At 65.2% G+C, this 21,241-nt stretch carries 21 protein-coding genes; 13 read left to right on the top strand and 8 right to left on the bottom strand.

Features of this window, described 5'->3' with window-relative positions; all coding sequences use genetic code 11:
- Positions 1-777 carry an enoyl-CoA hydratase-related protein gene (locus tag ACQUSY_RS08325; RefSeq protein ID WP_428904025.1) on the top strand — a complete coding sequence of 259 codons (777 nt, stop codon included), beginning with the start codon at positions 1-3 and terminating at the stop codon, positions 775-777.
- 26 nt (positions 778-803) lie between these two features.
- On the opposite strand, the gene ACQUSY_RS08320 is transcribed toward ACQUSY_RS08325, so the two are convergent.
- The gene (locus ACQUSY_RS08320; RefSeq protein WP_428904024.1) at positions 804-1,343 is read right to left on the bottom strand and encodes a MarR family winged helix-turn-helix transcriptional regulator; all 540 of its coding nucleotides are present in this window, start codon (positions 1,341-1,343) and stop codon (positions 804-806) included.
- Between the two features lie 195 nt (positions 1,344-1,538).
- Here ACQUSY_RS08320 and ACQUSY_RS08315 point away from each other — a divergent pair, with 195 nt between their 5' ends.
- From ACQUSY_RS08315 to ACQUSY_RS08305, 3 genes are read left to right on the top strand one after another with little or no spacing between them, the layout of a single operon-like run.
- Positions 1,539-2,315, top strand: coding sequence for an electron transfer flavoprotein subunit beta/FixA family protein (locus ACQUSY_RS08315; RefSeq protein ID WP_428904023.1), 777 nt, complete (start codon positions 1,539-1,541; stop codon positions 2,313-2,315).
- An 11-nt stretch (positions 2,316-2,326) separates the two neighbouring features.
- The gene (locus ACQUSY_RS08310; RefSeq protein WP_428904022.1) at positions 2,327-3,301 is read left to right on the top strand and encodes an electron transfer flavoprotein subunit alpha/FixB family protein; all 975 of its coding nucleotides are present in this window, start codon (positions 2,327-2,329) and stop codon (positions 3,299-3,301) included.
- A 2-nt stretch (positions 3,302-3,303) separates the two neighbouring features.
- Complete coding sequence (locus ACQUSY_RS08305) at positions 3,304-4,983, top strand: cytochrome b/b6 domain-containing protein (protein WP_428904021.1); 1,680 nt, start codon at positions 3,304-3,306, stop codon at positions 4,981-4,983.
- Here the strand turns inward: ACQUSY_RS08305 and ACQUSY_RS08300 are convergent.
- Together ACQUSY_RS08300 and ACQUSY_RS08295 are read right to left on the bottom strand one after the other, a co-directional pair.
- The gene (locus ACQUSY_RS08300) at positions 4,980-5,381 is read right to left on the bottom strand and encodes a coenzyme F420-0:L-glutamate ligase (RefSeq protein WP_428904020.1); all 402 of its coding nucleotides are present in this window, start codon (positions 5,379-5,381) and stop codon (positions 4,980-4,982) included. The genes ACQUSY_RS08305 and ACQUSY_RS08300 overlap by 4 nt on opposite strands.
- Before the next feature lie 30 nt (positions 5,382-5,411).
- A complete protein-coding gene (locus ACQUSY_RS08295) occupies positions 5,412-5,918 on the bottom strand; it encodes a GNAT family N-acetyltransferase (protein ID WP_428904019.1) in 507 nt (168 codons plus the stop codon).
- Positions 5,919-6,018: 100 nt separating this feature from the next.
- Here ACQUSY_RS08295 and ACQUSY_RS08290 point away from each other — a divergent pair, with 100 nt between their 5' ends.
- On the top strand, positions 6,019-6,582 hold the full coding sequence (locus tag ACQUSY_RS08290; RefSeq protein ID WP_428904018.1) for an acyl-CoA thioesterase: 564 nt from the start codon (positions 6,019-6,021) through the stop codon (positions 6,580-6,582).
- Here the strand turns inward: ACQUSY_RS08290 and ACQUSY_RS08285 are convergent.
- Positions 6,579-9,050 (bottom strand): helix-turn-helix transcriptional regulator, encoded by a 2,472-nt coding sequence (locus ACQUSY_RS08285; RefSeq protein ID WP_428904017.1) that lies wholly within the window; start codon positions 9,048-9,050, stop codon positions 6,579-6,581. The two genes, ACQUSY_RS08290 and ACQUSY_RS08285, sit on opposite strands and share 4 nt — an antisense overlap.
- A gap of 160 nt (positions 9,051-9,210) precedes the next feature.
- Between ACQUSY_RS08285 and ACQUSY_RS08280 the strand changes: the two genes are divergently transcribed.
- The 8 genes from ACQUSY_RS08280 to ACQUSY_RS08245 all read left to right on the top strand — a co-directional run bounded on the left by ACQUSY_RS08280 (position 9,211) and on the right by ACQUSY_RS08245 (position 18,032).
- Positions 9,211-12,753, top strand: a complete 3,543-nt coding sequence (locus ACQUSY_RS08280) for a proline dehydrogenase family protein (protein WP_428904016.1) — start codon at positions 9,211-9,213, stop codon at positions 12,751-12,753.
- Positions 12,754-12,833: 80 nt separating this feature from the next.
- Positions 12,834-13,265 (top strand): hypothetical protein, encoded by a 432-nt coding sequence (locus ACQUSY_RS08275; RefSeq protein ID WP_428904015.1) that lies wholly within the window; start codon positions 12,834-12,836, stop codon positions 13,263-13,265.
- Positions 13,160-13,474: a helix-turn-helix transcriptional regulator gene (locus ACQUSY_RS08270; RefSeq protein WP_428904076.1), complete on the top strand. Its 315-nt coding sequence runs from the start codon at positions 13,160-13,162 to the stop codon at positions 13,472-13,474. The genes ACQUSY_RS08275 and ACQUSY_RS08270 overlap by 106 nt, the downstream gene beginning before the upstream one ends.
- A 77-nt stretch (positions 13,475-13,551) precedes the next feature.
- Positions 13,552-14,553 (top strand): NAD(P)-dependent alcohol dehydrogenase, encoded by a 1,002-nt coding sequence (locus ACQUSY_RS08265; protein WP_428904014.1) that lies wholly within the window; start codon positions 13,552-13,554, stop codon positions 14,551-14,553.
- 124 nt (positions 14,554-14,677) lie between these two features.
- Complete coding sequence (ddaH, locus tag ACQUSY_RS08260; RefSeq protein ID WP_428904013.1) at positions 14,678-15,517, top strand: dimethylargininase; 840 nt, start codon at positions 14,678-14,680, stop codon at positions 15,515-15,517.
- Positions 15,514-16,710 (top strand): ornithine--oxo-acid transaminase, encoded by a 1,197-nt coding sequence (gene rocD, locus ACQUSY_RS08255; RefSeq protein ID WP_428904012.1) that lies wholly within the window; start codon positions 15,514-15,516, stop codon positions 16,708-16,710. Before ddaH ends, rocD begins: the two co-directional genes overlap by 4 nt.
- A gap of 9 nt (positions 16,711-16,719) precedes the next feature.
- A complete protein-coding gene (locus ACQUSY_RS08250) occupies positions 16,720-17,892 on the top strand; it encodes a trans-sulfuration enzyme family protein (protein ID WP_428904011.1) in 1,173 nt (390 codons plus the stop codon).
- Positions 17,865-18,032 carry a PLP-dependent transferase gene (locus ACQUSY_RS08245; protein ID WP_428904010.1) on the top strand — a complete coding sequence of 56 codons (168 nt, stop codon included), beginning with the start codon at positions 17,865-17,867 and terminating at the stop codon, positions 18,030-18,032. The genes ACQUSY_RS08250 and ACQUSY_RS08245 overlap by 28 nt, the downstream gene beginning before the upstream one ends.
- Before the next feature lie 74 nt (positions 18,033-18,106).
- On the opposite strand, the gene ACQUSY_RS08240 is transcribed toward ACQUSY_RS08245, so the two are convergent.
- The 4 genes from ACQUSY_RS08240 to ACQUSY_RS08225 all read right to left on the bottom strand — a co-directional run bounded on the left by ACQUSY_RS08240 (position 18,107) and on the right by ACQUSY_RS08225 (position 21,130).
- Positions 18,107-18,601 carry a GNAT family N-acetyltransferase gene (locus ACQUSY_RS08240; RefSeq protein WP_428904009.1) on the bottom strand — a complete coding sequence of 165 codons (495 nt, stop codon included), beginning with the start codon at positions 18,599-18,601 and terminating at the stop codon, positions 18,107-18,109.
- Between the two features lie 104 nt (positions 18,602-18,705).
- Positions 18,706-19,800 (bottom strand): ABC transporter permease, encoded by a 1,095-nt coding sequence (locus tag ACQUSY_RS08235; protein WP_428904008.1) that lies wholly within the window; start codon positions 19,798-19,800, stop codon positions 18,706-18,708.
- The gene (locus tag ACQUSY_RS08230; RefSeq protein ID WP_428904007.1) at positions 19,797-20,459 is read right to left on the bottom strand and encodes an ABC transporter ATP-binding protein; all 663 of its coding nucleotides are present in this window, start codon (positions 20,457-20,459) and stop codon (positions 19,797-19,799) included. Before ACQUSY_RS08230 ends, ACQUSY_RS08235 begins: the two co-directional genes overlap by 4 nt.
- Positions 20,456-21,130: a peptidoglycan-binding domain-containing protein gene (locus ACQUSY_RS08225; RefSeq protein WP_428904006.1), complete on the bottom strand. Its 675-nt coding sequence runs from the start codon at positions 21,128-21,130 to the stop codon at positions 20,456-20,458. The genes ACQUSY_RS08230 and ACQUSY_RS08225 overlap by 4 nt, the downstream gene beginning before the upstream one ends.
- Positions 21,131-21,241 lie beyond the last annotated feature (111 nt).

Below are 21,241 nucleotides of genomic sequence, written 5' to 3'. Positions count from 1 at the left end.
ATGACTGAGTTTGAGACCATCCTGACCGAAACCCGTGGCCGCGTGGGCTGGATCACGCTGAACCGGCCCGAAGCACTCAACGCGTTGAATGCCCAGACGATGCACGACGTCGTGATCGCCGCTGAGCAGTTCGATGCTGACCCGGAGGTCGGTGCCATCGTCATCACCGGCGCCGGCCGTGCGTTTGCCGCGGGAGCTGACATCAAGGAAATGGAAGACCGCTCGGGCCTCGAGATGCGCCTCGGCAACTACTTCGCGGGCTGGGGCCGGCTGGTCGCCGTGCGCAAGCCAGTCATCGCGGCCGTCAACGGCTTCGCGCTGGGTGGCGGGTGCGAGCTCGCGATGATGTGCGACATCATTCTGGCGTCGGATGCCGCGAAGTTCGGGCAGCCCGAGATTAACCTCGGTGTGATTCCGGGCATGGGCGGATCCCAGCGTCTCGCCCGTGCGATTGGTGCGTACAAGGCAGCCGAACTCGTGCTGACCGGCCGCATGATCGACGCCGCCGAGGCCGACCGTGCGGGGCTCGTATCCCGCGTCGTCGCCGCCGACGCACTTATTGACGAAGCGCAGAAGATGGCCGAAGTGATCGCGTCGAAGTCACTACCGAGCGTTATCGCTGCGAAGGAGCTTATTCGCACGTCACTCGAGTCGCCCCTCGCCGAGGGTCTGCGTCACGAAGCCGCGCTGTTCGCGTCACTGTTTGACACCAAGGATCAGAAAGAGGGCATGGCCGCGTTCCGCGAAAAGCGCCAGCCCAACTTCGAAAACCGGTAAACGGGGTAGATTTCGCGTCGATCCGGTTAGTCTGGCTCGCGCGTGGACTCGGGGTCGTTCACGAAGTCGCCCGAACCCTCGCGGAAGCGCGCCACGATCGCGACGAGGGCGGTGGTATCGGCGTGATTCATGCCGATGCGCTCAAATACTTCGGTGTTGAGTGCAACGGTGGCCTCCTCAACGACGGCGCGACCAGCATCGGTCAGCAGCAGCATTGCCGCGCGCCCATCGGCGGGGTGCTTCACGCGTTCGATGTAGCCGTCTTTGACGAGGCGGTCCACGGTGTTGGTGACGCTCGTCGGATGCACCTGTAAACGGTCGATCGCACTGGCGAGGGGCAACCGGCCGGCACGAGTAAATGCCAGCATCCGCAACATCTCATAGCGCGCGAAGGTCAGCTTGTGCGGTTTGAGGGCGGCATCGACGCTCGCCTGCATGAGCTGCTGCGCACGCATCACACTGGTCACCGCGGTCATTCCGGCGGCTGCGTCATCCCACCCGTGAACGTGCCATTGCCGCCGCGCTTCAGCGATCGGATCAACACGATGTGGGTTCTGCCCTGCCATAGACCAACGCTAGTGGGTCGGATCGGGCTTTCCGCGAATCGGGAGACCGTGTTAGATTCGACCTAACATTTGCTTGGTTGTGCGCAATGTATACATAAATGTCCACTGGGTGGCCTATCGTTCCGATAGCCCACAGCGAATGGCTACATTCAACGGGCGTCTATTAGACTCGCGACGAACGAGGAGGAGCTATCGATGAAGATCATCGTCCTGGTCAAGGAAGTCCCTGACACCTATGGTGACCGCAAGCTAAATCTAGAAACTGGTCTCGCCGACCGCGGTGCAAGCGAGGCGGTGCTCGACGAGATTGGCGAACGCGCCCTTGAGGTTGCTCTCTCCTACGCCGACGCCAACGCTGGTACTGACGTTGTCGTGCTGTCGATGTCGCACGACGGTGCCGCCGCAACGATCCGCAAGGGTCTCGCGATGGGTGCTGCGAGCGCCGTGCAGATCGCAGACGAGAAGCTTCTTGGTGCCGACCTGCGCCTGACGGCCCAGGTGCTTGCTGCCGCTATCGAAAACACCGGTTACGACCTGGTCATCGCCGGCAACACGTCGACGGACGGCTCCGGCGGCATGGTTCCGGCCATGATCGCTGAAATCCTCGGTGCTGTCTCGGCGACGGGCCTGTCGACGGTGACGATCAGCGACTCCGGTGTCACCGGTACGCGCCCGATCGATGGCGGCTCGCAGACGGTTTCGGCAGCACTGCCCGCCGTCATCTCGATTTCTGAGGCACTGCCCGACGCGCGTTTCCCCAACTTCAAGGGCATCATGGCGGCGAAGAAGAAGCCGTTCGAGACGCTGTCGCTGGCAGACCTCAACGTCGATGCCGATGACCTGTCGCAGGCACACTCCATCATGCTGACGGTCGCCGAGCGCCCGCCGCGTGAGGCTGGCGTCAAGATCGTGGACGAGGGCGACGCAGGCACCAAGCTTGCTGAGTTCCTGATCCAGAACCGACTGGTGTGAGGACGAGAGCAATGACGAACTATCCCGCAGACTCCATTCTTGTCGTTCTCGAGACGACGACCGCTGGTGCCCTCACGGGTGCAGCCGCCGGACTCCTCGGTGCTGCTTCCGGCGTCGGAACCCCCGTCGCACTCATCGTGAACGGTTCCGCTGACGCCGCAGCCGAGGCCGCACGCCTCGGTGCCGCACACGTGCTCGTGACAGAAGGTTCCGACGCGCAGGCGCTCAACGTTTCGGCCGTTGACGCCGTGGCTGCCGCGGCAGACGCAGTGAAGCCCGACGCCGTGCTGCTGTCGCACTCGATCGACGGCCGCGACATCGCTGGTCGCTTCGCCGTGCGTGCCAACGCCGCAATCGCCGTTGACGCCGTGGGTGTCTCGCGCGATGGCGAAGGCGTCGTCGCTGAGCACTCGGTCTACGGTGGCGCGTTCAACTCGTCGTCGGCCGCAACGTTTGGTCCGCTCGTCGTGACCGTGCGTCAGGGTGCTATCGACGCTCGTGGTGAAGAGAAGCCCGTCGCATCTGAGACCCTCGCGGTCACCGCGTCGGGTAAGCCTGCCGCCACGATCGATTCGGTTGCCGAAGAGGTCGTTGAGTCGTCACGCCCCGAACTCCGCGGTGCCGCCAAGGTTGTCTCCGGTGGTCGTGGCCTCGGCTCGCAAGAGAAGTTCGTTCTCGTCGAGCAGCTTGCTGACGCCCTGGGCGCCGCGATCGGTGCTTCGCGCGCCGCGGTTGACGCCGGCTACATCCCGCAGTCGCACCAGGTCGGACAGACCGGTGTCTCGGTTTCGCCGCAGCTGTACGTCGCACTCGGCATTTCCGGCGCCATCCAGCACCGCGCCGGCATGCAGACGGCTAAGACGATTGTCGCGATCAACAAGGACGGCGAAGCTCCGATCTTCGACATCGCCGACTTCGGCATCGTCGGTGACCTCTTCACCGTGGTTCCGCAGTTGATCACCGCGCTCGAGGCCCGGAAGAAGTAAGTATGGCGACCTATAGCCGTTCGATCAGGCGAGGCTTGCCCCGCGTGGCCGGCGGAGCCCCCTGGCCCGCCGGGGGCGACGCTCCCGTCGGTGTTGAGGTGCCGGTTGCTGAGGCTGAAACGCCGGTGGCGGCGGTAGCGGAACCAGTGGCTGCGGCTGCTACGGAAGCTCCGACTGCCGCTGTGGTTGCGGAAGCTCCCGTTGCTGAGGCTGTGTCGGCTCCAGCTGCTGCGGCTCCGGTTGCCGCGGCGCCCGTGGCTGCTGCTGCCGGTGGCGCTACGCTGCGTCGCGGACTCCCGCGCGTTGCCGGTGGTGACCCGTGGCCGCCCGCAGGCTCTGCGCCCGCAGGTGCGGTGCCCGCTGCGGCTGCGCCGGTTGCTGAGGCCGTGGCTCCTGCCGCTGAGGTGCCCGCCGCCGCTGCTGCTCCGGTTGTTGCAGCTCCCGCTACGTCCGCTCCCGCCGCCGCTGTTATCCAGGGCGAGGCCGTTGCGCTCCGTCGCGGACTCCCGCGCGTTGCCGGCGGCGAAGGCTGGCCGCCCGCAGGCTCGGTTGCACGACCGCTGGTCGTTGCTCCCGAGGCCGAAGGCACCGCACCCGCAACTCTCGCAACGGAAGCCCCCGAGCCTGCAGCTGGCGCACCCGCTGCAGCCGAGGTTCCGGCAGCCGCTGTTGTTTCGGCAAAGGGTTACGACGTTTCCACGCCGTTGCCGTTCAAGCAGACGGTGTTCCCGGGCAAGTACGCGAACGTTCCGGTCGTGAAGCGCGATGCGCGTCGCTACGGCAAGTTCACGTTCTGGCAGTGGGCGGGCATCGTCGTGCTCGCCGGTGGCGCCCTGCTCGGTGCCGCGGCGATGGCCGTGATCACCGTGCGCCTGCTGCTCAGCCTGCCGTTCATGCAAGACTTCATGACGGCGTTCCCGGGTGAGTACGACCTGCCTGAGGGCTCGCAGCCGGGCTTCCCGGTGTGGGCGCAGTGGCAGCACTACTTCAACATGTTCCTGATGCTGCTCATCATCCGTTCCGGATGGACGGTGCGCACAGACCGCCGTCCGAGCGCCTTCTGGACACCCAAGCGCTCGACCGACGGCAAGGGCAAGATCAGCCTGACGCTGTGGCTGCACCAGTCGCTCGACCTGCTGTGGGTCATCAACGGCATCGTGTTCGTGGTGTTGCTGTTCGTCAGCGGCCACTGGGTACGCATCGTGCCGACGAGCTGGGAAGTCTTCCCGAACGCGCTGTCGGCGATCCTGCAGTACGTTTCGCTGGACTGGCCGACCGAGCACGGTTGGGTTAACTACAACAGCATCCAGCAGCTGATGTACTTCACGGTCGTGTTTATCGCAGCTCCGGTCGCGATCATCACCGGTGTTCGCATGAGCAACCTGTGGCCCAAGAACGCTGCGAAGCTGAACAAGCTCTACCCGGTTGAGGTGGCGCGTGCGCTGCACCTGCCGACGATGCTGTTCTTCGTGCTGTTCATCATCATTCACGTGTTCCTGGTGTTCGCCACCGGAGCGCTCCGCAACCTGAACCACATGTTCGGTGGCACGGATGAAATCAGCTGGACCGGCTTCTGGCTGTTCTTCGCCGGACTCTGCGTCATGGTTGGCGCCTGGTTCGCGGCCCGACCGCTCGTGATCGCCCCGATCGCGAAGCTGTTCGGAAAGGTCAGCGCCCGCTAAGCGTCAGCGTCACTTTGAGAAGCCTTGAGGCCTGCGTCGAATCCTTCGGCGTAGGCCTCAGCGCTTTCGGTGTGGAACATGTCGTTCTCGAGCGCCCGCACAATCGAACGCGCACCGGGCAGGTCGAGCGAGCCGACGAGGTCACCACGGCCACGCACAATCGCAACCGGCTTGCGTGACGTCTTGCCCTTCACGAGATCGGTTACGCTGGCGAGCTCATCGGCAACGCACGGCATCGTCACCACGAGTGGGCGGCCTTCGGCGTCGACGGAACCACGCAGGTCTTCAAAAACATAGATACCGGCTGCGCCAATGGCTTGGTCGGTTTGCCCCTCACGCCACGCGCGGCCCAGGGTGTCCGAAACAATCACGCCGACCTGCACCATGCGTGATCTCACCGATGTTATCGAGTGCCCAAATCTGGAGCATCAACGAACCAGACGCACCTCGGTCAGGCTCTCACCAAGGAAGGGCTCGGTGTGCTTGGCCCCATCGGCGGTAAAGCCGTTGCGCTGGTAGAACCGGTGAGCGCGAGGGTTGTCCTCGGCGACCCACAGGTAGAGCGGTTGCCCGTCGGGGACGACCGCATTGAACAGTTGTTGTCCGATTCCCGTGCTGTGATAAGCGTGAAGGAGGTAGATGAAGTACAGCTCACGTTCGCGCGGGGCGTCTTCATCACGCGCAGGACCTGAGCCGGCAAAACCGACAACTTCTCCGTCAACGAGTGCGGCGCACTGAACGTACTCCGGGCCCTGTGCGGCCCACGACGTCCAAAGCTCCGCGAGGCGCCGAGGAGAAACGTTCTCCAGGGCGGCGGTACTGATCAGGTGATCGTACGTCTCGTGCCACGTGGTCGCGTGCACACGCCCAATAGCCTCGGCGTCGCTGACACGGACGGGACGAACAACGACATTGGTCTGCAGCTCGGCTTCCATGGCCAGACTCTAAACCGACAGGTGCCAGAACGTGAAATCGGTGGCCATTCCCACACAGTAATTCGCGTCATTCCGCGAAACCCGGATAGCATCACCCCTCGTGAACGTGATGTGGCGAACGCTGTTGTTCTTCTTTCTGGCCAGGCGCCGAGTGCGCCGCGAAGGGCGCGTGGAACCGCGTGCGGTGACGACAATTCGTCTCACGACGTTGCCCACTGACATCGACATCTTGCGCCACATGAACAACGGCCGCTACCTGTCGTTGTTTGATCTCGGGCGCTGGGATCTGCTGGTGCGTACCGGCATGTCTGACGTCATGAAGAAGCAGAACTGGTACGCCGTGGTGTCAGCCGAAACCATCACGTTCCGCAAGTCTCTCGAGCTCTGGCAGCGCTTCGACGTCGAGTCGCGCCTGCTCGGCCACGACGACCGTGCGATTTACATGGAACACCGTGCCGTCGTGAACGGCGAGATTTATGCCTCCGTTATCGTGCGTGCCCGCATGCTGAAGCGGGGCGGCGGAACCGTCACTCACGAGGAGCTGTTTGCTGCGGTGGGTGAGCCGGACATGATTCCGGATATTGCTGACTGGGTGCACGAATGGGCGGTCGCGTCGGCGCTACCGTCGACCCGTCAGCCGGCTCCGAGCGAGTGGCGCGACTAGGAGGAGGAGGCCTCGACGCCGTCGGTGAGCTCCTCGCGCACCGCGGAGAGCTTGTGGAGGGCGCGGTAGAGGTGGCTTTCGACTGTTCGCACGGAGACGTACAGTTCTTCGGCAATCTGCTTATTGCGCAGTCCCTGTGACGCGAGCCGCATGATTTGGCGTTCGCGTGGCGTGAGCGAAGCTTGGGCGGCCGCAACCGAACGCATTTCAGACTGCAACAGGCGCTGGCCAGCCTTCACCTTTTTCGCCCATGACGGGTCGTCGGCGGTGACTGTGGCCAAATCACGATTAACAACGCGCGCACACCCCCACGCGTGCGTCGCGATGAAGGCGTGGAGCGCTTTCGTCAGTGTCGTCGGGTCGTTTTGCAACAAGCCCACGGCGTGATCGCGAACGGCAGCCAGGATTGACCCCTCGGGCAGGTCAAGGCCGGCGATCGTCGCGGCGTCAATGTTTGGCGTGGTCTTGTGCACGGTGAGGTCAAGGTACGCCTCACAGATCGTGCGAAACGGCGTACCGGCCGTCGGGTAAGTGCTCCAGCGCGCGGCGAGACCCTCGGGGCCGCGCGTGGCGAGCGTGCTGAGCAGTCGTGACGAACTCAGCGCATGCTCCATGAACGTTCCGCTCACCAAATACAGGGGCGGCTCTGCCGGATCGCCGCCAAACCGACCGAGCACCCACGCGCTCAAGTCCGTGCGGTTGAGGTGGCGCAGAAACCGCATTGTTCCGGTGGTGTTCGCCTCATCGCGCTCTGTCATCAACCGGGTGATCGCCATGCGAATCAGTGCGGGATGATCCTCTGTCGCTGCCGCCGCATGCGTACGCTGGTCGATCGCAGCGAACAGTCCTGGCGGAGTGGGAGCGCCGACGGATGCGAGGGTCAGTGCGCACAGCAGGAGCGCATCGTCCAGACCCCGGCGGGCAAGGTCGTGTGTCAGGCCGGGCTCAGAATGTGAGAGTGTGATGCCCAAGACGTGGTTGACGAAACGAGCGATATTGGGGCCGTCGGCATCTAAGCTAGCCGCCGCACCGAGGATGATGATGCCGCGCAGCCGGGTGGCGTCGTGGGCGCCCTCGGGGAGCAAGACGTCGGTGACGAGGGTGCGTGCCAACGAGAGGTCTTGTTCTTGCAGGGCGCGAGCGGCACGCATGACGGTTCGCAGGGCCGTGATAACGGCGGCATCGGCGGGCGAGGCGATCGGGCCGTCGGTGAGGTCCATGGCCCAGCGCGTGGCTTCGCTGTCGCGGGTCAAGGGGAGTGACAGACACTGCACCCACGGCAGCGTGAGGTCGTAGGCCTCCGGAGGGAAAGAGGCGGCACGAATATCGGCGGAGAGCGCCTCGAGATCTTCATTAAGACCGCGCGCGATGCTGCGCAGTACGGAGACGTCTTCCCATCCGGGTTGTGACATGAGTTGGCGAGCGGCAAACGCGGCGTGGTCGGTAGCCCCGGCGCGGCGCTGCAACCACATCGTGGTGAACAGCAAACGCGACCGGTCGACCCATGGAACATCGGCGAATTCGTGGGGGTGTTCCCTCAGCATCGTGGAGGCCAGCAAGACTTCAGCTTCAGTGCACGTGGTTCCGAGGGCCAGAGACGTCATCACATCATTCGCCACCAGAATTGCGGCATTGTCGAGGTGCGGCGGCGTCGTGAGGTGCAACGCCAGCACGATGGCTTGGTTGATGACGATCGTGTCGTCAGCGCGCGTCGCGATGGCCGTTTCCGTCAGGAGATCAAGGGCATGGCCGTCGACAAAACGACGCAGCCGCCGCCGACCGATACCGGGGAGGGAAGCGACGAGGCGCGCGGTCGGCAGTAGCGCGGCCGGAATTTCGGTGAGAGCTTCGTTCGCGACAGCGCGCGAGTGGCGACCAAACGCCGCGACCGACGACTCGTCGCTTTCGGCGTAATCATCGACGAGCGCACGTAGCAGTGGCGCGCTGCCGGCGCATATCGCGACCATCCAGTTCGCTTCGACGGGGGTGAGCGTCATGGCGTGCTGCCGCGCGACATCGTCGACGATCGCATGAGCCTCATCGGTCGTGAGTGGCGCGAGAAAAAGCTCGTCGGCCTGCGCTGCGCGCAAGCGTTGCGCGAGGGTGACCGACGTACTGGGTGGGTCAGCTGAAGGCGTCGCCACCAACACCGTGGCACCGCGCCGGGCGATGAGCGTCGTGCACCACTGTTCAAGTTCGGGGGTCATGATGCCGAGATCAACGACAACGACCGTGTCCGGTGAAACGGGGCTGGTGACGGTCTCCGACGCGGAGGTATCGAGAACGGCAACACCGACGTCACGGAGCCTGCTCACGATGTCGGAGATGATGGTGCGGCGATCAAGCAAAATATCGCCCGCAACGATCACGTGCTTGCGCGCCTGCAGGCTGTCGCAGGCGCGTTGAATGACCGTGTCTCGGTCGGGCCAGACTCGAGGATGAGTCTCCCAGTCATCTGGCAGCGCCATTTTCCAGCTCCCGTAGAGAAGCAAGAGCAGCGACAAATGTCGCCCTCCGGCCATTTTATGCGCCCGCACGCATTTGCGGGGAGGGCATCATGACACGCGGGGTTGCGGGTTCTGCGGGGTGGTGACACTCGCTAACACCGGGGCAATCTAGGCTCGATTCATGGCGGAAGATGCCTCGACCCCCCTCACGACGGTTTACGACCGCGCCGCGCACCGTGCGGCCGCATGGGTACGCGCGAGCGTCCCGGCCGATGACGCGCCACCGCCGAGCGGATTGCGCGCGTTTCTCGCTGATGCGCAGAGCCGTGCGTTTGCGTTTGGAGCGGTGGACTCCGTGCTCCGCCCCGACAGCCTGGCTGCCGCCGCTGCCCACTTTCACCGACTAGCGCCGTCAGCACCCGCCGACCTGCCCTGGCATGTGCGCTCGGCCATCCGTGCGAGCGGAGCGATGGCTCCCGTGTTACCCAGCCCCGTGGTTCCGGTCGTCCGCTCAGCCATGCGCATGCTGATCGCTGACATCACGTGCGATGCCCGACCCAAAAAGATTGATGCGTCGATCGCCGCTGCTACCGCGGGTGGTGCGCGGCTCGAACTCGCCGTACCGGCAACGAACGCGCGCAGTGATGCCGAAGCGCGGGCCCATCGTCAGCGCATCATGGCGCTCATCGAACGCGACGATGTCACTGCCGTGAGCTACCGACTCGGTCATGCCGCGCATCTCGGTGACCTGTGGGATTTCGCTGAACTCGTCGATTCGGCCGTCGCCGCCGTCACCGAGCTGTATGTTGCCGCGGCCGTATACGAAACGCGGCTTCTGCTCGATGTGCGCGAACTGCGCGAGCTGGATCTCGCGATTGCGGTGTTCGCCGAGGTGCTGGAGGGCACCGGAACCATGGTGTCGGCAGGAATGAGCGTGCCGGCTGCGCTCGCCGACAGTCACGATGCGGTCCGCCAGCTCGCGGCCTGGGCGCGCGAGCGCGAGCACGAAGGTGCCGCACCCATCACGATTCGCCTCACCGATAGCGCGGGTTCAAACGCCGAGCGCGACGAAAACATTCTGAACGGGTGGCCGCAGCCCGCCCTCGCCGGTCGGGTCGACATTCTGGCAGCGCAGGTGCGCGGCATCGATGTGCTGCTCGCCGACGAAAACGCTGGCGCCGTCGACGTGAGTGTTGCGACGCACGACCCGTTTGTGCTCGCGTATGCCGCAGAGAGTTCATCGCCCGAACGCGCCGTCGAGATCGTCTTGCAGGCTGGGTTCGCGCCGGAGTGGGAGAGTCTCGTGGTTAGCGACGCGACGCTCACCCTCGCCTCGCTCGCCCTGACGCCGCGTGAGCTTGATGGTGCGGTTGACGCGATCGCCGAACGACTGAGCGTCGCCGCCGGTGTGATCGATGATCTCGCGCGGCTGACCGAAGAAGACATGCCGGCATACGCCGCCGAAATCGCGCGCCGCGCACAGACCAATCCGCCGCTGTCGCGCCGCACCCTCGACCGCTCGGCCGAAATTGGTGACATTGCGCCGGGGGCGTTGCTGCGCCCCATCGCGACCGATTCGGTCGACCTCACGCAGGCTGTGATGGGCATTGCCGGCGCTGCCAAGTTGAGTCAGACCAGTGCTCTCGACACGGCGGTGGACGGCCTGTTCTTTGGCGGCACGCCGTTTGTTGAGACCGCGGTGTTCTCGGAGCGCGAGACCGATGACCTGGCGTATGGTGCGGCCGGATTCCGTAATGCGCAAACGACAGACCCGTCGTTGGCGGCGAACCGGGAATGGGCGCTGGCAACACGCGAGCGTGATGGTGCTGATTCGGCTGAGGGCGTCGGTGCTGAGTGGCACTCGGCGGCGGACGCCGTCGTGCTCATTCGTCACGGACACGGCGAGTGGGAGGCGCTCGCGGCAGCCGAGCGTGCGCTCGTGCTGGAGCACGCCGCACACCACCTCGAGGCCCGTCGGAGCGACCTGATCGTTGCCGCGCGCCCGAGGGGAATTCTGTTCTCCGACGCTGACCGCGATGTGACGACCGCCGTCGACTTTGCGCGGTACTACGCCGCGACGGTGCGCGAACTCGACGCCGTATCGGGTGCCATTTTTGTGCCCGCCGGCATCACGATCGTCGCTGGTTCTTCGGCTGACCTGATCGCTTCCACGGCCGAGGGCGTGCTCGCAACGCTCGCCGCTGGCGGCGCCGCCATCGTGGTGGCAACGCCGCACCAACGGGCCGTTGTCGCGCTCATCGCCGATGCGCTGTGGCACGCGGGTGTACCGCACGATGCGCTGTGCGTGGCCGCCGGAACGGTGCACCAGGCGGCAGAAGAAACCACCGTCGACAGCATTGTGATGAGCGGGCCTGCCGCCGATGTGCACGCGATCTCGTCACGCCAACTGAACGCGCGCGTGCACGGCCGCAACACGGTCATCATCGCGCCGTCGGCTGACATCGACGAGGCGGCGGCAGCACTCGTGACCAGTGCATTCTCGCGCGATGGTGCTGCGTTCGAGTCGGTAAGCCTGAAGATTTTGGCCGGTGGTATCGCGCGGTCAGATCGATTGTCGGCCGCGCTCGTTGAGCTGACGACATCGTGGGCCGAGCGCGCCGAGCGCCTGGCGCAGGCGCGCATCGACCGCGGCGAAGCTCGCCATGTCGCGCTCGACGAGGGCGCACTCTGGGCGCTCACGACACTCGAGCCGGGGCAGCGCTGGCTCGTGGAGCCGCGCGAGCTTGCTGACGGAACCTACACGCCGGGTATTCGGGTGGGAGTAGAGCCGGGTTCCCGCTTTGCGAGCGAACGCTTTGCCGCGCCCGTGCTCGGCATTCTGAGCGCGGGTGGTGTTGGTGCCGCGACGATTGTCGCGAACAGCCTCTCGACCGGCGCTGTCGCCGGGCTCTTCACGACCGATCCGGCCGACGCCGAGCGGTGGCTGCGTCAGGCAGAGGCGGGCTCGTTGCACATCAACCGCGCCACGATCGACCCCGTCGTGCAGCGTCAGCCTTCGGGTGGCTGGCACGGTGCGGTCGTGGGGTCCGCGGCGAAGGCTGGCGGACCGAACCGACTGGCAACGCTCGGCACGTGGCGACCGACGGCAGGCCGCGCGGCGAGCGGAACGCTGCACTTGCGCGGCCTCGACTCCCGCGTCACGTCGCTCATTGAAGCGGCCCAACCCGACCTCGAGTTTGACGACTTTGACTGGGTGCGCCGGGCAGCGCTTTCTGACGCCCTCGCGTGGGATCGGGAATTCGGCCACATTCGCGACGTCACTCGACTCGGCATCGAACGCAACCTATTCCGGTACCGCCCGACCACGATCGCGCTCCGGGCGTGTGCGGAGACGCCGGTGCGGGTTGTGGTGCGCCTCGTGATTGCCGCGGTGCGCTCGCAGGCAGACTTCACGCTCAGCACCGCCGAAGGGTTGCCGCTCGCGCTGCGCCGTGCGCTCGGTGAAGCGGGCATCACGCTGTTCGTCGAGACTGACGCCGAGTTCGTGCAACGCGTCGTCGCAAGCCGCATCGCGCGCGTGCGTCTCACCGGCGCCGACGCCGCTGACACCGCCGCCCTCATCCGCGACGAATCCGTGGTTCCGGTCGCTACCTTCTCGCACCCGGCCACCACCGTTGGTCGTGTCGAACTGCTGGCCTACTTGCGCGAGCAGACCGTGAGCATCGGGGGCCGCTCGGTCGCCGCCTTCGCTGACGTCATCTAGCAATGTAAAAAATTCTTGACACGATACCGGCTGCAGGCTTACCGTTCTCGTGTCAAGTTTTCTTTACATGGAGGTGCGTCGTGGGATACCAAGAACGCAACACCTGGGTGCAGGTTTTCGGAACCATTGCCGCGCTCGCGGTGTACATTCCGTGGACCATGGCGTCGTCGAACAACGACGGCAGCGAATGGCTGTGGCGCATGCTCTGGGTGATCGGCGGCGGCGTCGCACTGATGACCATCGCCACCGTTGTGTTCAGCATGGCCGGACGCATCACCCGTGAAGAATCGGCACCCGATGAGCGAGACGTGCGCATCAGCCACGCCTCCGAACGTGTCGGCACCGCCTTTTTGGTGATTGCCGGCATCGTTGCGATCGTGCTGTGTGCGCAAGCCGCGTCACCGTTCTGGATCGCCCACACGATCGCCGCGGGCTTCGCCACCTCCGCCCTCGTCGGCGGCATTGCGGCGCTCATCATGTACCGCGGCGGCTTGCCGAACGTGGTGAGCTAATGGTGAAGCCCACTCAGATCACCAACAACATTCGGGCTCTCCGCGGAGAGCTCACCCAGGCCGACCTCGCCCGTGAACTGGGCGTGAGCAGGCAAACCATCATCGCGATCGAACAGGGCAAATACTCGCCCACGCTGGAGCTGGCCTTCCGCCTCGCCCGCGTGCTCGGCGCCCCGCTCGACGAGGTGTTCCAGTACCCCGAGGGGTAGTCCGCGCGTTGTCGGCTCCGCCTGGGGTCAGGGGTAATTGGTGCGCCCGCGCGGCGACATTCACAAAGGAGTGACCCATGCGTGCATGGCAGCAAGACGAATACGGAGACGCCAGTGTCGTGCGTCTCATGGAGGTTCCGGAACCAGCGGTGCGGGCGAATGAGGTTCTCATCGCCCCAGCCGCGGTGGGAGTCAACAACGGCGACACCCGCATCATGCAGGGTGAACCGCTCCTGGTGCGGCCGTTTTTCGGCATTCGGCGGCCGAAGGAGCGCGTGCGCGGGATGGCGGTCGCCGGCACCGTCGTTGCCATGGGGAGAGAAGCAGGGAGCTTTGCGGTGGGGGATCGCGTACTGGCCGAGTGTGCGGGCGGCTTCGCCGAGCTCGTCGCTGTTGACGGCGACCGCGTCGTGCCGGTGCCGGCCTCCGTAGACCTGCTTTCTGCAGCCGCGGTTCCGGTCGGTGCGCCCACGGCGTGGGCGGCGCTGGAGGCTGCGGGTGTGACGGAGACGAGTGGTGCGGGCAAGCGCGTGCTGGTGTTGGGCGCATCGGGCGGCGTCGCGAGTTTCACGATCGCCCTCGCCCTGCATCGGGGTGCGCACATCACGGCCGTGTGCCGGGCGTCGGCCGTCGATACCGTGCGGTCGTGGGGTGCGCACGACGTACGAGCCCGAGGGGCTGTTGACCCACTGGTGGCGGGTGAGACGTTCGACGCGATCATCGACATTGCCGGCGACCGGCCGTTGCGTCAGCTGCGTTCCAAGCTCAGGTCGGGTGGGCGTGCCGCACTCGTGAGCGGTCAAGGGTCACGCGTGCTCGGGCCGGTCGGCCGCATCGTGCGCAGCATGTTCTTGACCCGCAAAGCTGCCCGCTTGGTTCCGGTCGCGCAAAAGGTTGATGCCGATGTTCTCGCCGCACTCTTGACGCTCGTAGCCGCAGGCGACGTCGCTGTGCAGGTGACTAGCGTCGTTGACTTTGCCGAGGTTCCGGCGGCGCTCGCCGCGGTCGCCCGGGGCGACGTGATCGGCAAGAGTGTCGTGATTCTTCGACCCGAAATTGCGCAGAAAAGTCAAACATGACCTTCCATAACCGTGCACATTGGTGAAAGAATAAGGCACGGCGTGCTCGGATCGTTGGTGTCATATCGCTCCGCCGAGCCTCAGGACAGCGTCCGCCACCTTCGACAAAGGGAGCAGAGCGTCCATGACAACGCGTACCCAGCAGATCCGTCACTACCTGATGTGCAAGCCGTCGCACTTCACCGTGAGTTACACCATCAACCCGTGGATGGAGCCAGCCAACCCCACCGACACAGCGAAGGCGGTCGCGCAGTGGCAGAAGCTGTACGACCTGTATCTCGAGCTCGGCCACACGGTCGAGTTGATCGAGCCCGGCGTGGGCCTGCCCGACATGGTCTACACCGCCAACGGCGGCTTCCTTATTGACGGCACCGCCTACGCGCCGAAGTTCCGCTTCACTGAGCGCGCTGGCGAAGAAGCGCTCTTCACCGAATGGTTCCGGAATCAGGGGTACCACGTCGTCGTGCCACAAGAGACGAACGAAGGCGAGGGTGACTTCCTGCTCGCGGGTGACGTTATTCTCGCGGGTACCGGATTCCGCTCGACCGGTGAAAGCCACCGCGAAGTCGGCGAAGTTTTCGCGAAGCCCGTCGTTTCGCTGACGCTCGTCGACCCCCGGTTCTACCACCTCGACACGGCGCTCGCGATTCTCGACCCGGTCGTTGAGCCCGGCGCCGAGGTTGGTGTCGCGTACTTGCCGAACGCCTTCGACAAGGAGAGCCAAGAAAAGCTCGCCGCGATGTTCCCGAACGCTATTCACGTGTCTGACGAAGACGGTGCGGTGTTTGGCCTCAACAGCGCCTCCGATGGCAAGAACGTCATCATCTCGCCCCGCGCCACCGGCTTCAAGAAGCAGCTGGAAGAGCGCGGCTACAACCCCATCATGATCGACCTTTCCGAGCTGCTGCTCGGCGGCGGCGGCATCAAGTGCTGCACGCTCGAACTGCGAGGAGCGAACGCATGACTGACAACCTGGCCACGGCTACCGATGTGAACCTGGCACACAACTACCACCCGCTACCCGTCACGATTTCGTCTGGCGAGGGCGCGTGGGTAACCGACGTTGAGGGCAAGCGCTACCTTGACCTGCTGTCGGCTTACTCAGCACTGAACTTCGGTCACGGGCACCCCGAGATTCTCGCGGCCGCGCACGCACAGCTCGACCGCCTCACGCTCACGAGCCGCGCCTTCAACAACGACGTGCTGGGCCCGTTTGCGACGGCGCTCGCAGCGCTGTGCGGCAAAGACATGGTGCTGCCGATGAACACCGGCGCCGAAGCCGTCGAAAGCGGCATCAAACTCGCCCGTGCATGGGGTTACCGCGTCAAGGGCGTACCGGCTGATGCCGCGCAGATCATCGTCGCGAATGGCAACTTCCACGGTCGCACCACGACGATCGTGAGCTTTAGCGACGACGACACGGCACGCAACGGCTTCGGGCCGTTCACGCCCGGTTTTGTGAATGTTCCGTACGGCGATGCGGGGGCCATTGAGGCTGCTATCACGCCCAACACGGTCGCCGTTCTGATCGAGCCGATTCAGGGTGAGGCTGGCGTCATCATTCCGCCCGCCGGATACCTGACGGCGGTGCGCGAAGCGACGGCTCGCAACAACGTGCTGTTCATCGCCGATGAGATTCAGTCGGGCCTCGCGCGCGTCGGAACCACCTTTGCGTGCGACCGCGAGAACGTGGTTCCGGATCTCTACCTGCTCGGCAAGGCGCTCGGCGGCGGCGTGATGCCGGTGTCTGCCGTCGTCGCCAACAGTGACATTCTCGGCGTCATTCAGCCTGGTGAGCATGGTTCCACTTTCGGCGGCAACCCGCTGGCTGCGGCCGTCGGTCATCGCGTCGTTCAGATGCTGGCGACGGGTGAATTCCAGGAGCGCGCGGCACAGCTCGGCGCGCACCTCGAGCAGATTCTGCAGCCGCTGGTCGGCCACGGCGTGACCGAGATTCGAGTCGCCGGGCTGTGGGCCGGTATCGACATTGATCCGGCACTCGGAACCGGTCGGCAGATTGCCGAGAAACTGATGGCTCGCGGGGTGCTCGTGAAAGACACCCATGGTCAAACCATTCGCATGGCGCCGCCGATTGTGGTGCGCGCCACCGAGCTCGACTGGGCTGTCGAACAGTTGCGCCTCGTGTTGGCGGTGTAGAAAGAAGATATGACGAATCGCAATGACGCGATCGACACGCTGGCTGTACACGCCGGGCGCGACGATCTCGTGACCCTCGGAATCCACGCTCTCCCGATCGATCTGTCGACGACGAACCCGCTGCCTGACGTTGAGCACGGCGGAGATTCGTACGAGTCGATGGCGACGGGTGGGCATCCTGATCCCTCCGGCGGCTTCGTGTACCAGCGACTCTGGAACCCGACCGTCGCCCGCTTCGAGCAGGCGCTCGCGGCGCTTGAACGCGGTGAGGCGGCTGTTGCTTTTGGCTCCGGCATGGCCGCGATGGCTGCCGCCATTTTGGCGATGGCAGCTGATGGCAAGCGGCACGTGGTTGCGGTGCGTCCGCTCTACGGTGGCACGGACCACTTGCTCGGCACCGGGCTGCTGGGCACCGACGTGACGTACGCCGAGCCGGATGGCGTGGCCGCGGCGATGCGCCCCGACACCGGTCTCGTCGTCATCGAGAGCCCGGCCAACCCGACTCTCGAACTCGTCGACATTCGTGCCGTTGCTGACGCCGCGGGCGATGTGCCGCTGCTCGTCGACAACACGTTTGCGACGCCGGTGTTGCAAAACCCGTTGGATCTGGGTGCGGCGATGAGCCTGCACAGCGCTACGAAGTACATCGGCGGTCACGGCGACGTGATCGGTGGCGTTATCGCGTGCTCGGAAGAGATCGCGACGAAGCTGCGTTCGACGCGTGCGATCACGGGCGCGCTCATGCACCCGCTGGGCGCCTACTTGTGCCACCGCGGGCTCCAGACCCTGCCGTTGCGCATTCGTGCGCAGCAGGCGGGTGCGATTGAGTTGGCCGATTGGCTCGAGACGCAGCCGGCCGTGAAGGCCGTGCATTTCCCGGGTCGCGGCGCGCTCGCGAGTCCCCTTGTCGGCACGCAAATGCGTGGCCCCGGTGCCATGATCGCTATCGAACTGGAGAGCTACGCGGCGGCTTCGGCCGTTGCCGCTGCCGTGAAGCTTTTCACTCACGCCGTGTCGCTTGGTGGCGTTGATTCGCTGATTCAGCACCCCGCGGCGCTGACGCACCGCCCGGTGCCGGCAGAGGCCCGACCCGCCGCAAACGTCTTGCGCATTTCGGTCGGTCTCGAGTCCGTCGAAGACNTTTCACTCACGCCGTGTCGCTTGGTGGCGTTGATTCGCTGATTCAGCACCCCGCGGCGCTGACGCACCGCCCGGTGCCGGCAGAGGCCCGACCCGCCGCAAACGTCTTGCGCATTTCGGTCGGTCTCGAGTCCGTCGAAGACCTCAAGGCCGACCTCGATCAGGCCTTCGCCCAGGTGTAGATCTCGGCGAAACGCCCCGACCTTTTCCATTCGGTCGGGGCGTTTCGTTTCGCTTGGCCTGCGAGGCGGGCGAGCTAAACCCGCTTGATCATTTCGAGCTCCAACCCGCCAGGTTCCAGCGGATACTCCACTGATCGCCCCGTCTCGACAAACCCTCGTTTGAGGTAAGCGGCGATCGCACGGCGGTTGTCTTCGTGCACCCCCAGCCGCAGCGTGGTTCCGCGCCCCCGTGCCCAGTCTTCGACGAGGGCGAGCATCGTGTCGAAGACGCCGTGGTGTCCGCGGGCTTTGGGCGTCACATAGACGCCGACGAGTGTCGCGCCGTGGTGGCGGTCGTGGTAGCCGCCCATGGTTCCGATCCAGCGGCCGGAACCATCGATCGCGGCGAGTCGGAGGCTGCCGTCGAGTGCGGGGCGCGCGGCGCGCACCTGCCAGGTCGCGTCAGGTTCGGCGAGCGCCGAGGCGAGAGTTTCGAGGTACGCGATCGGGGTGTCGCGCAACATTTCAAGGCGGAGCGCCTTGACCTCGCGCCAGTCGTCTTCGACCACAGTGCGCACCGAAAACTCCATCTGGCCAGCGTAGTGCGCGGTGTCGCTGATACCGAATGAATGCTCGGCGCCGAGCGTCGGTTGCAGGGCGCTTATTGAACCCGGGCATTAGGGGATGGAGGCACCTACGGGACTCTGAGTTCGCGGATGGGTTCGCGGCGGCTGGCGACGAGGGCCGGAACTAAGGCTGCGATGAGTGCGGTCACGAGGGTGAGTATGGCGAGGGCTGCGGTGAAGGCGAGGCCGGGTAGGGGGTCGCCGAGGGCGAGCAACGCGATAACGGAACCGATGGTTCCGATGGCGATTCCTGCGGTAGCGAGGAGCGCGGTTTGAGCGAGCAACAGTGTGACGATGTAGCTGCGGGTGGCGCCGAGGGCGCGGCGGCGGCCGAAGTCTTTGCGGCGCATCATGACGAGGCCGTAGAGGAGGATGGCGACGAGCGCTCCGGTCAGGCCGAGGAGGGCGAGCACGAGGCCGCGGGAGAAGGAGCCGAGTTGCCCCTCGATGAGGGCGCGGAGTTCGGCGAGGGCGGCGCTGGTTTGCACCGTGATTTTGGTGGGGTCATCGGCGGCGAGCACGCTGAGCACGGCGGCGGAGACGGGTGCGACGAGGTCGGGGCGTTCGGCGATGACGACGATGACGTTGATGGGTTCGGTGCCGGTGGCGTTGGGCTGAGGCACCAGGGCGAGGGGTTCGAAGCCGGTGAGGAAGTCGGGCACGTTGATGCGGCCGGCGACGGCGTAGTTGCTGCCGGTGGTGAGGGTGATGCTGCCGGCGATGTCGATGAGGCCGAGTTGATCGAGGGCGGTTTGGGAGGCGTAGGCGAGTTCACCAGGTAGCGGGCTGGGGGTGTTGATGTCGAGTCGGGCGAGGTTGGTTCCGTAGGCGAAGCGGACGGGTACGCGGGTGCCGTCCGGGTTGATGCCGTTCGTGGAATCGATGGCGGAGGAGAACGCTCCGGCCCATTCGATGCCTTCGATCCCGGCCATGCGGTTGAGGGCGTCGGCGGTGACGCCGGCGGAGTCCTCGGCACGGATGACGATGGAGCGGGTGCCGGCGGAGTCGATGGAGCCGAGGACGTTTTGTTCGGCGCCGACGGTGCGGCCGGTGGTGAGCATGACGGCGAGGATCATGCCAGTGACCATGATGATCGTGACGATGGAGGCGACCGGCCCAGAACGGGCCGAGGCGAACGCTTCGCGAATGAGCTGACCGGTCATAGGCGAATCTCGGTATCGCACACCGACGCGATCTCGGGTGAATGCGTCACGATAATGACCGCAGCTCCCGTGCGGGAGTGGTCATGCAACGCTGAAACGACGAGGTCGGCGGTTGTGGGGTCGAGATTGCCGGTGGGCTCGTCCGCGAGCAGGATGCGCGGCGAGTTCAACAATGCCCGGCACAGGGCGATGCGCTGCGCTTGCCCGCCCGAGACCTGCCCCGGCTTGCGGCTGGGGGCCACATCAACACCGAATGTATCGAGCAGTTCGATTGCACGGTCGGTGACCGTGTGTCGTGGGACGCCGCGGTAGAGGGCGGTTTCGGTGACGTTGTCGAGCACGGTTCGGCTGGCGTCCAGGGCGGCGTCTTGAAATACGAACCCGAACTTGTCGGCGCGCAGGTGCGCACGCTGCGCGTCATTCATCCGCGCCGTCGATTCACCATCTACGCGAATCTCACCCGCCTGCGGGTGCAGCATCAATCCGAGCAAGTAGAGAAGCGTGGATTTACCGCGGCCACTCGGCCCGGTCAGCGCCGTCATGGTTCCAGGCTTAAAGTCCGCCGAAAACCCCTCCAAAATTGGTTTGCCTGCGATGTACTCGAACGTGACGTCTTCGGCTGCGAACAGCGTTTGTTGTGCTGTGTCGGGAAGGGTCATTTGCTGCCGCCGGTGGCGCCCGGAACCCGCACCGATGTGCCCACGTCGACGCCCTCGATAACGCTCATGCCACGGGCCGCAGCGAGCACGGACACCGGGTGGAGCGTGCCAGCCTTGTCGATGACGCCGACCTTGCCGTCAGCGGAGGTCACCAAAGCCGCCGACGGAATCACAAGGCCGCTCACCGGTTCGACGGTCACGATCCGAGACGCAAGGCGGGCCTCCCCAACAACGGGAATCTCCGCGCATGCGTCGAGGCAAATCGGGGTGGCGTCCGTGCCGGTGAGGTTGACGGTAATGGTCTGGGTTTCTGTGCTGCTGAGCTGGTCCGTGACGAATGCTTCCCACAGCGTTCCGCTCGGGCTCGTCACCTCCACGCGAGTACCCGTCGGCATCATCGCCGCCTGCTCGTCAGTCACCGGAATCGTAAACGACGGCGACGCCGGCAAGCCCTGCACGATGCTCTCCCCGCCCACCAGCGTGGCACCGCGAACGATTGTCTCCGCATCCAACGAAATGCGCGTCGGCAACGACGGCACAAAGATGATGTCTCCCGCGTCGACGGAGCCCGTCGCTTCCAGACCCAGCGACTTCTGCCACTCCTTGACCGCTGCGACCGTTCCCCAACCCGCGTCACCATCAGCGACACCGTCGTAATTGTCCCGCGTCAAGTAGTTGGCAGGAATTCTTCGATTTCGAAGTTGGGGATGGTGGGGTTGGCGGTGCCGGCGTATACGTCGGCGGGTCGGTTCCAGGCGATCGCTTCGTGCGGGCGGACGTGG

The organism is Microbacterium daqui (assembly GCF_050408675.1).
Classification (GTDB): domain Bacteria; phylum Actinomycetota; class Actinomycetes; order Actinomycetales; family Microbacteriaceae; genus Microbacterium.
Note: the sequence above shows the minus strand (reverse complement) of the source record. Positions and strands in the feature narration are given on the sequence as shown.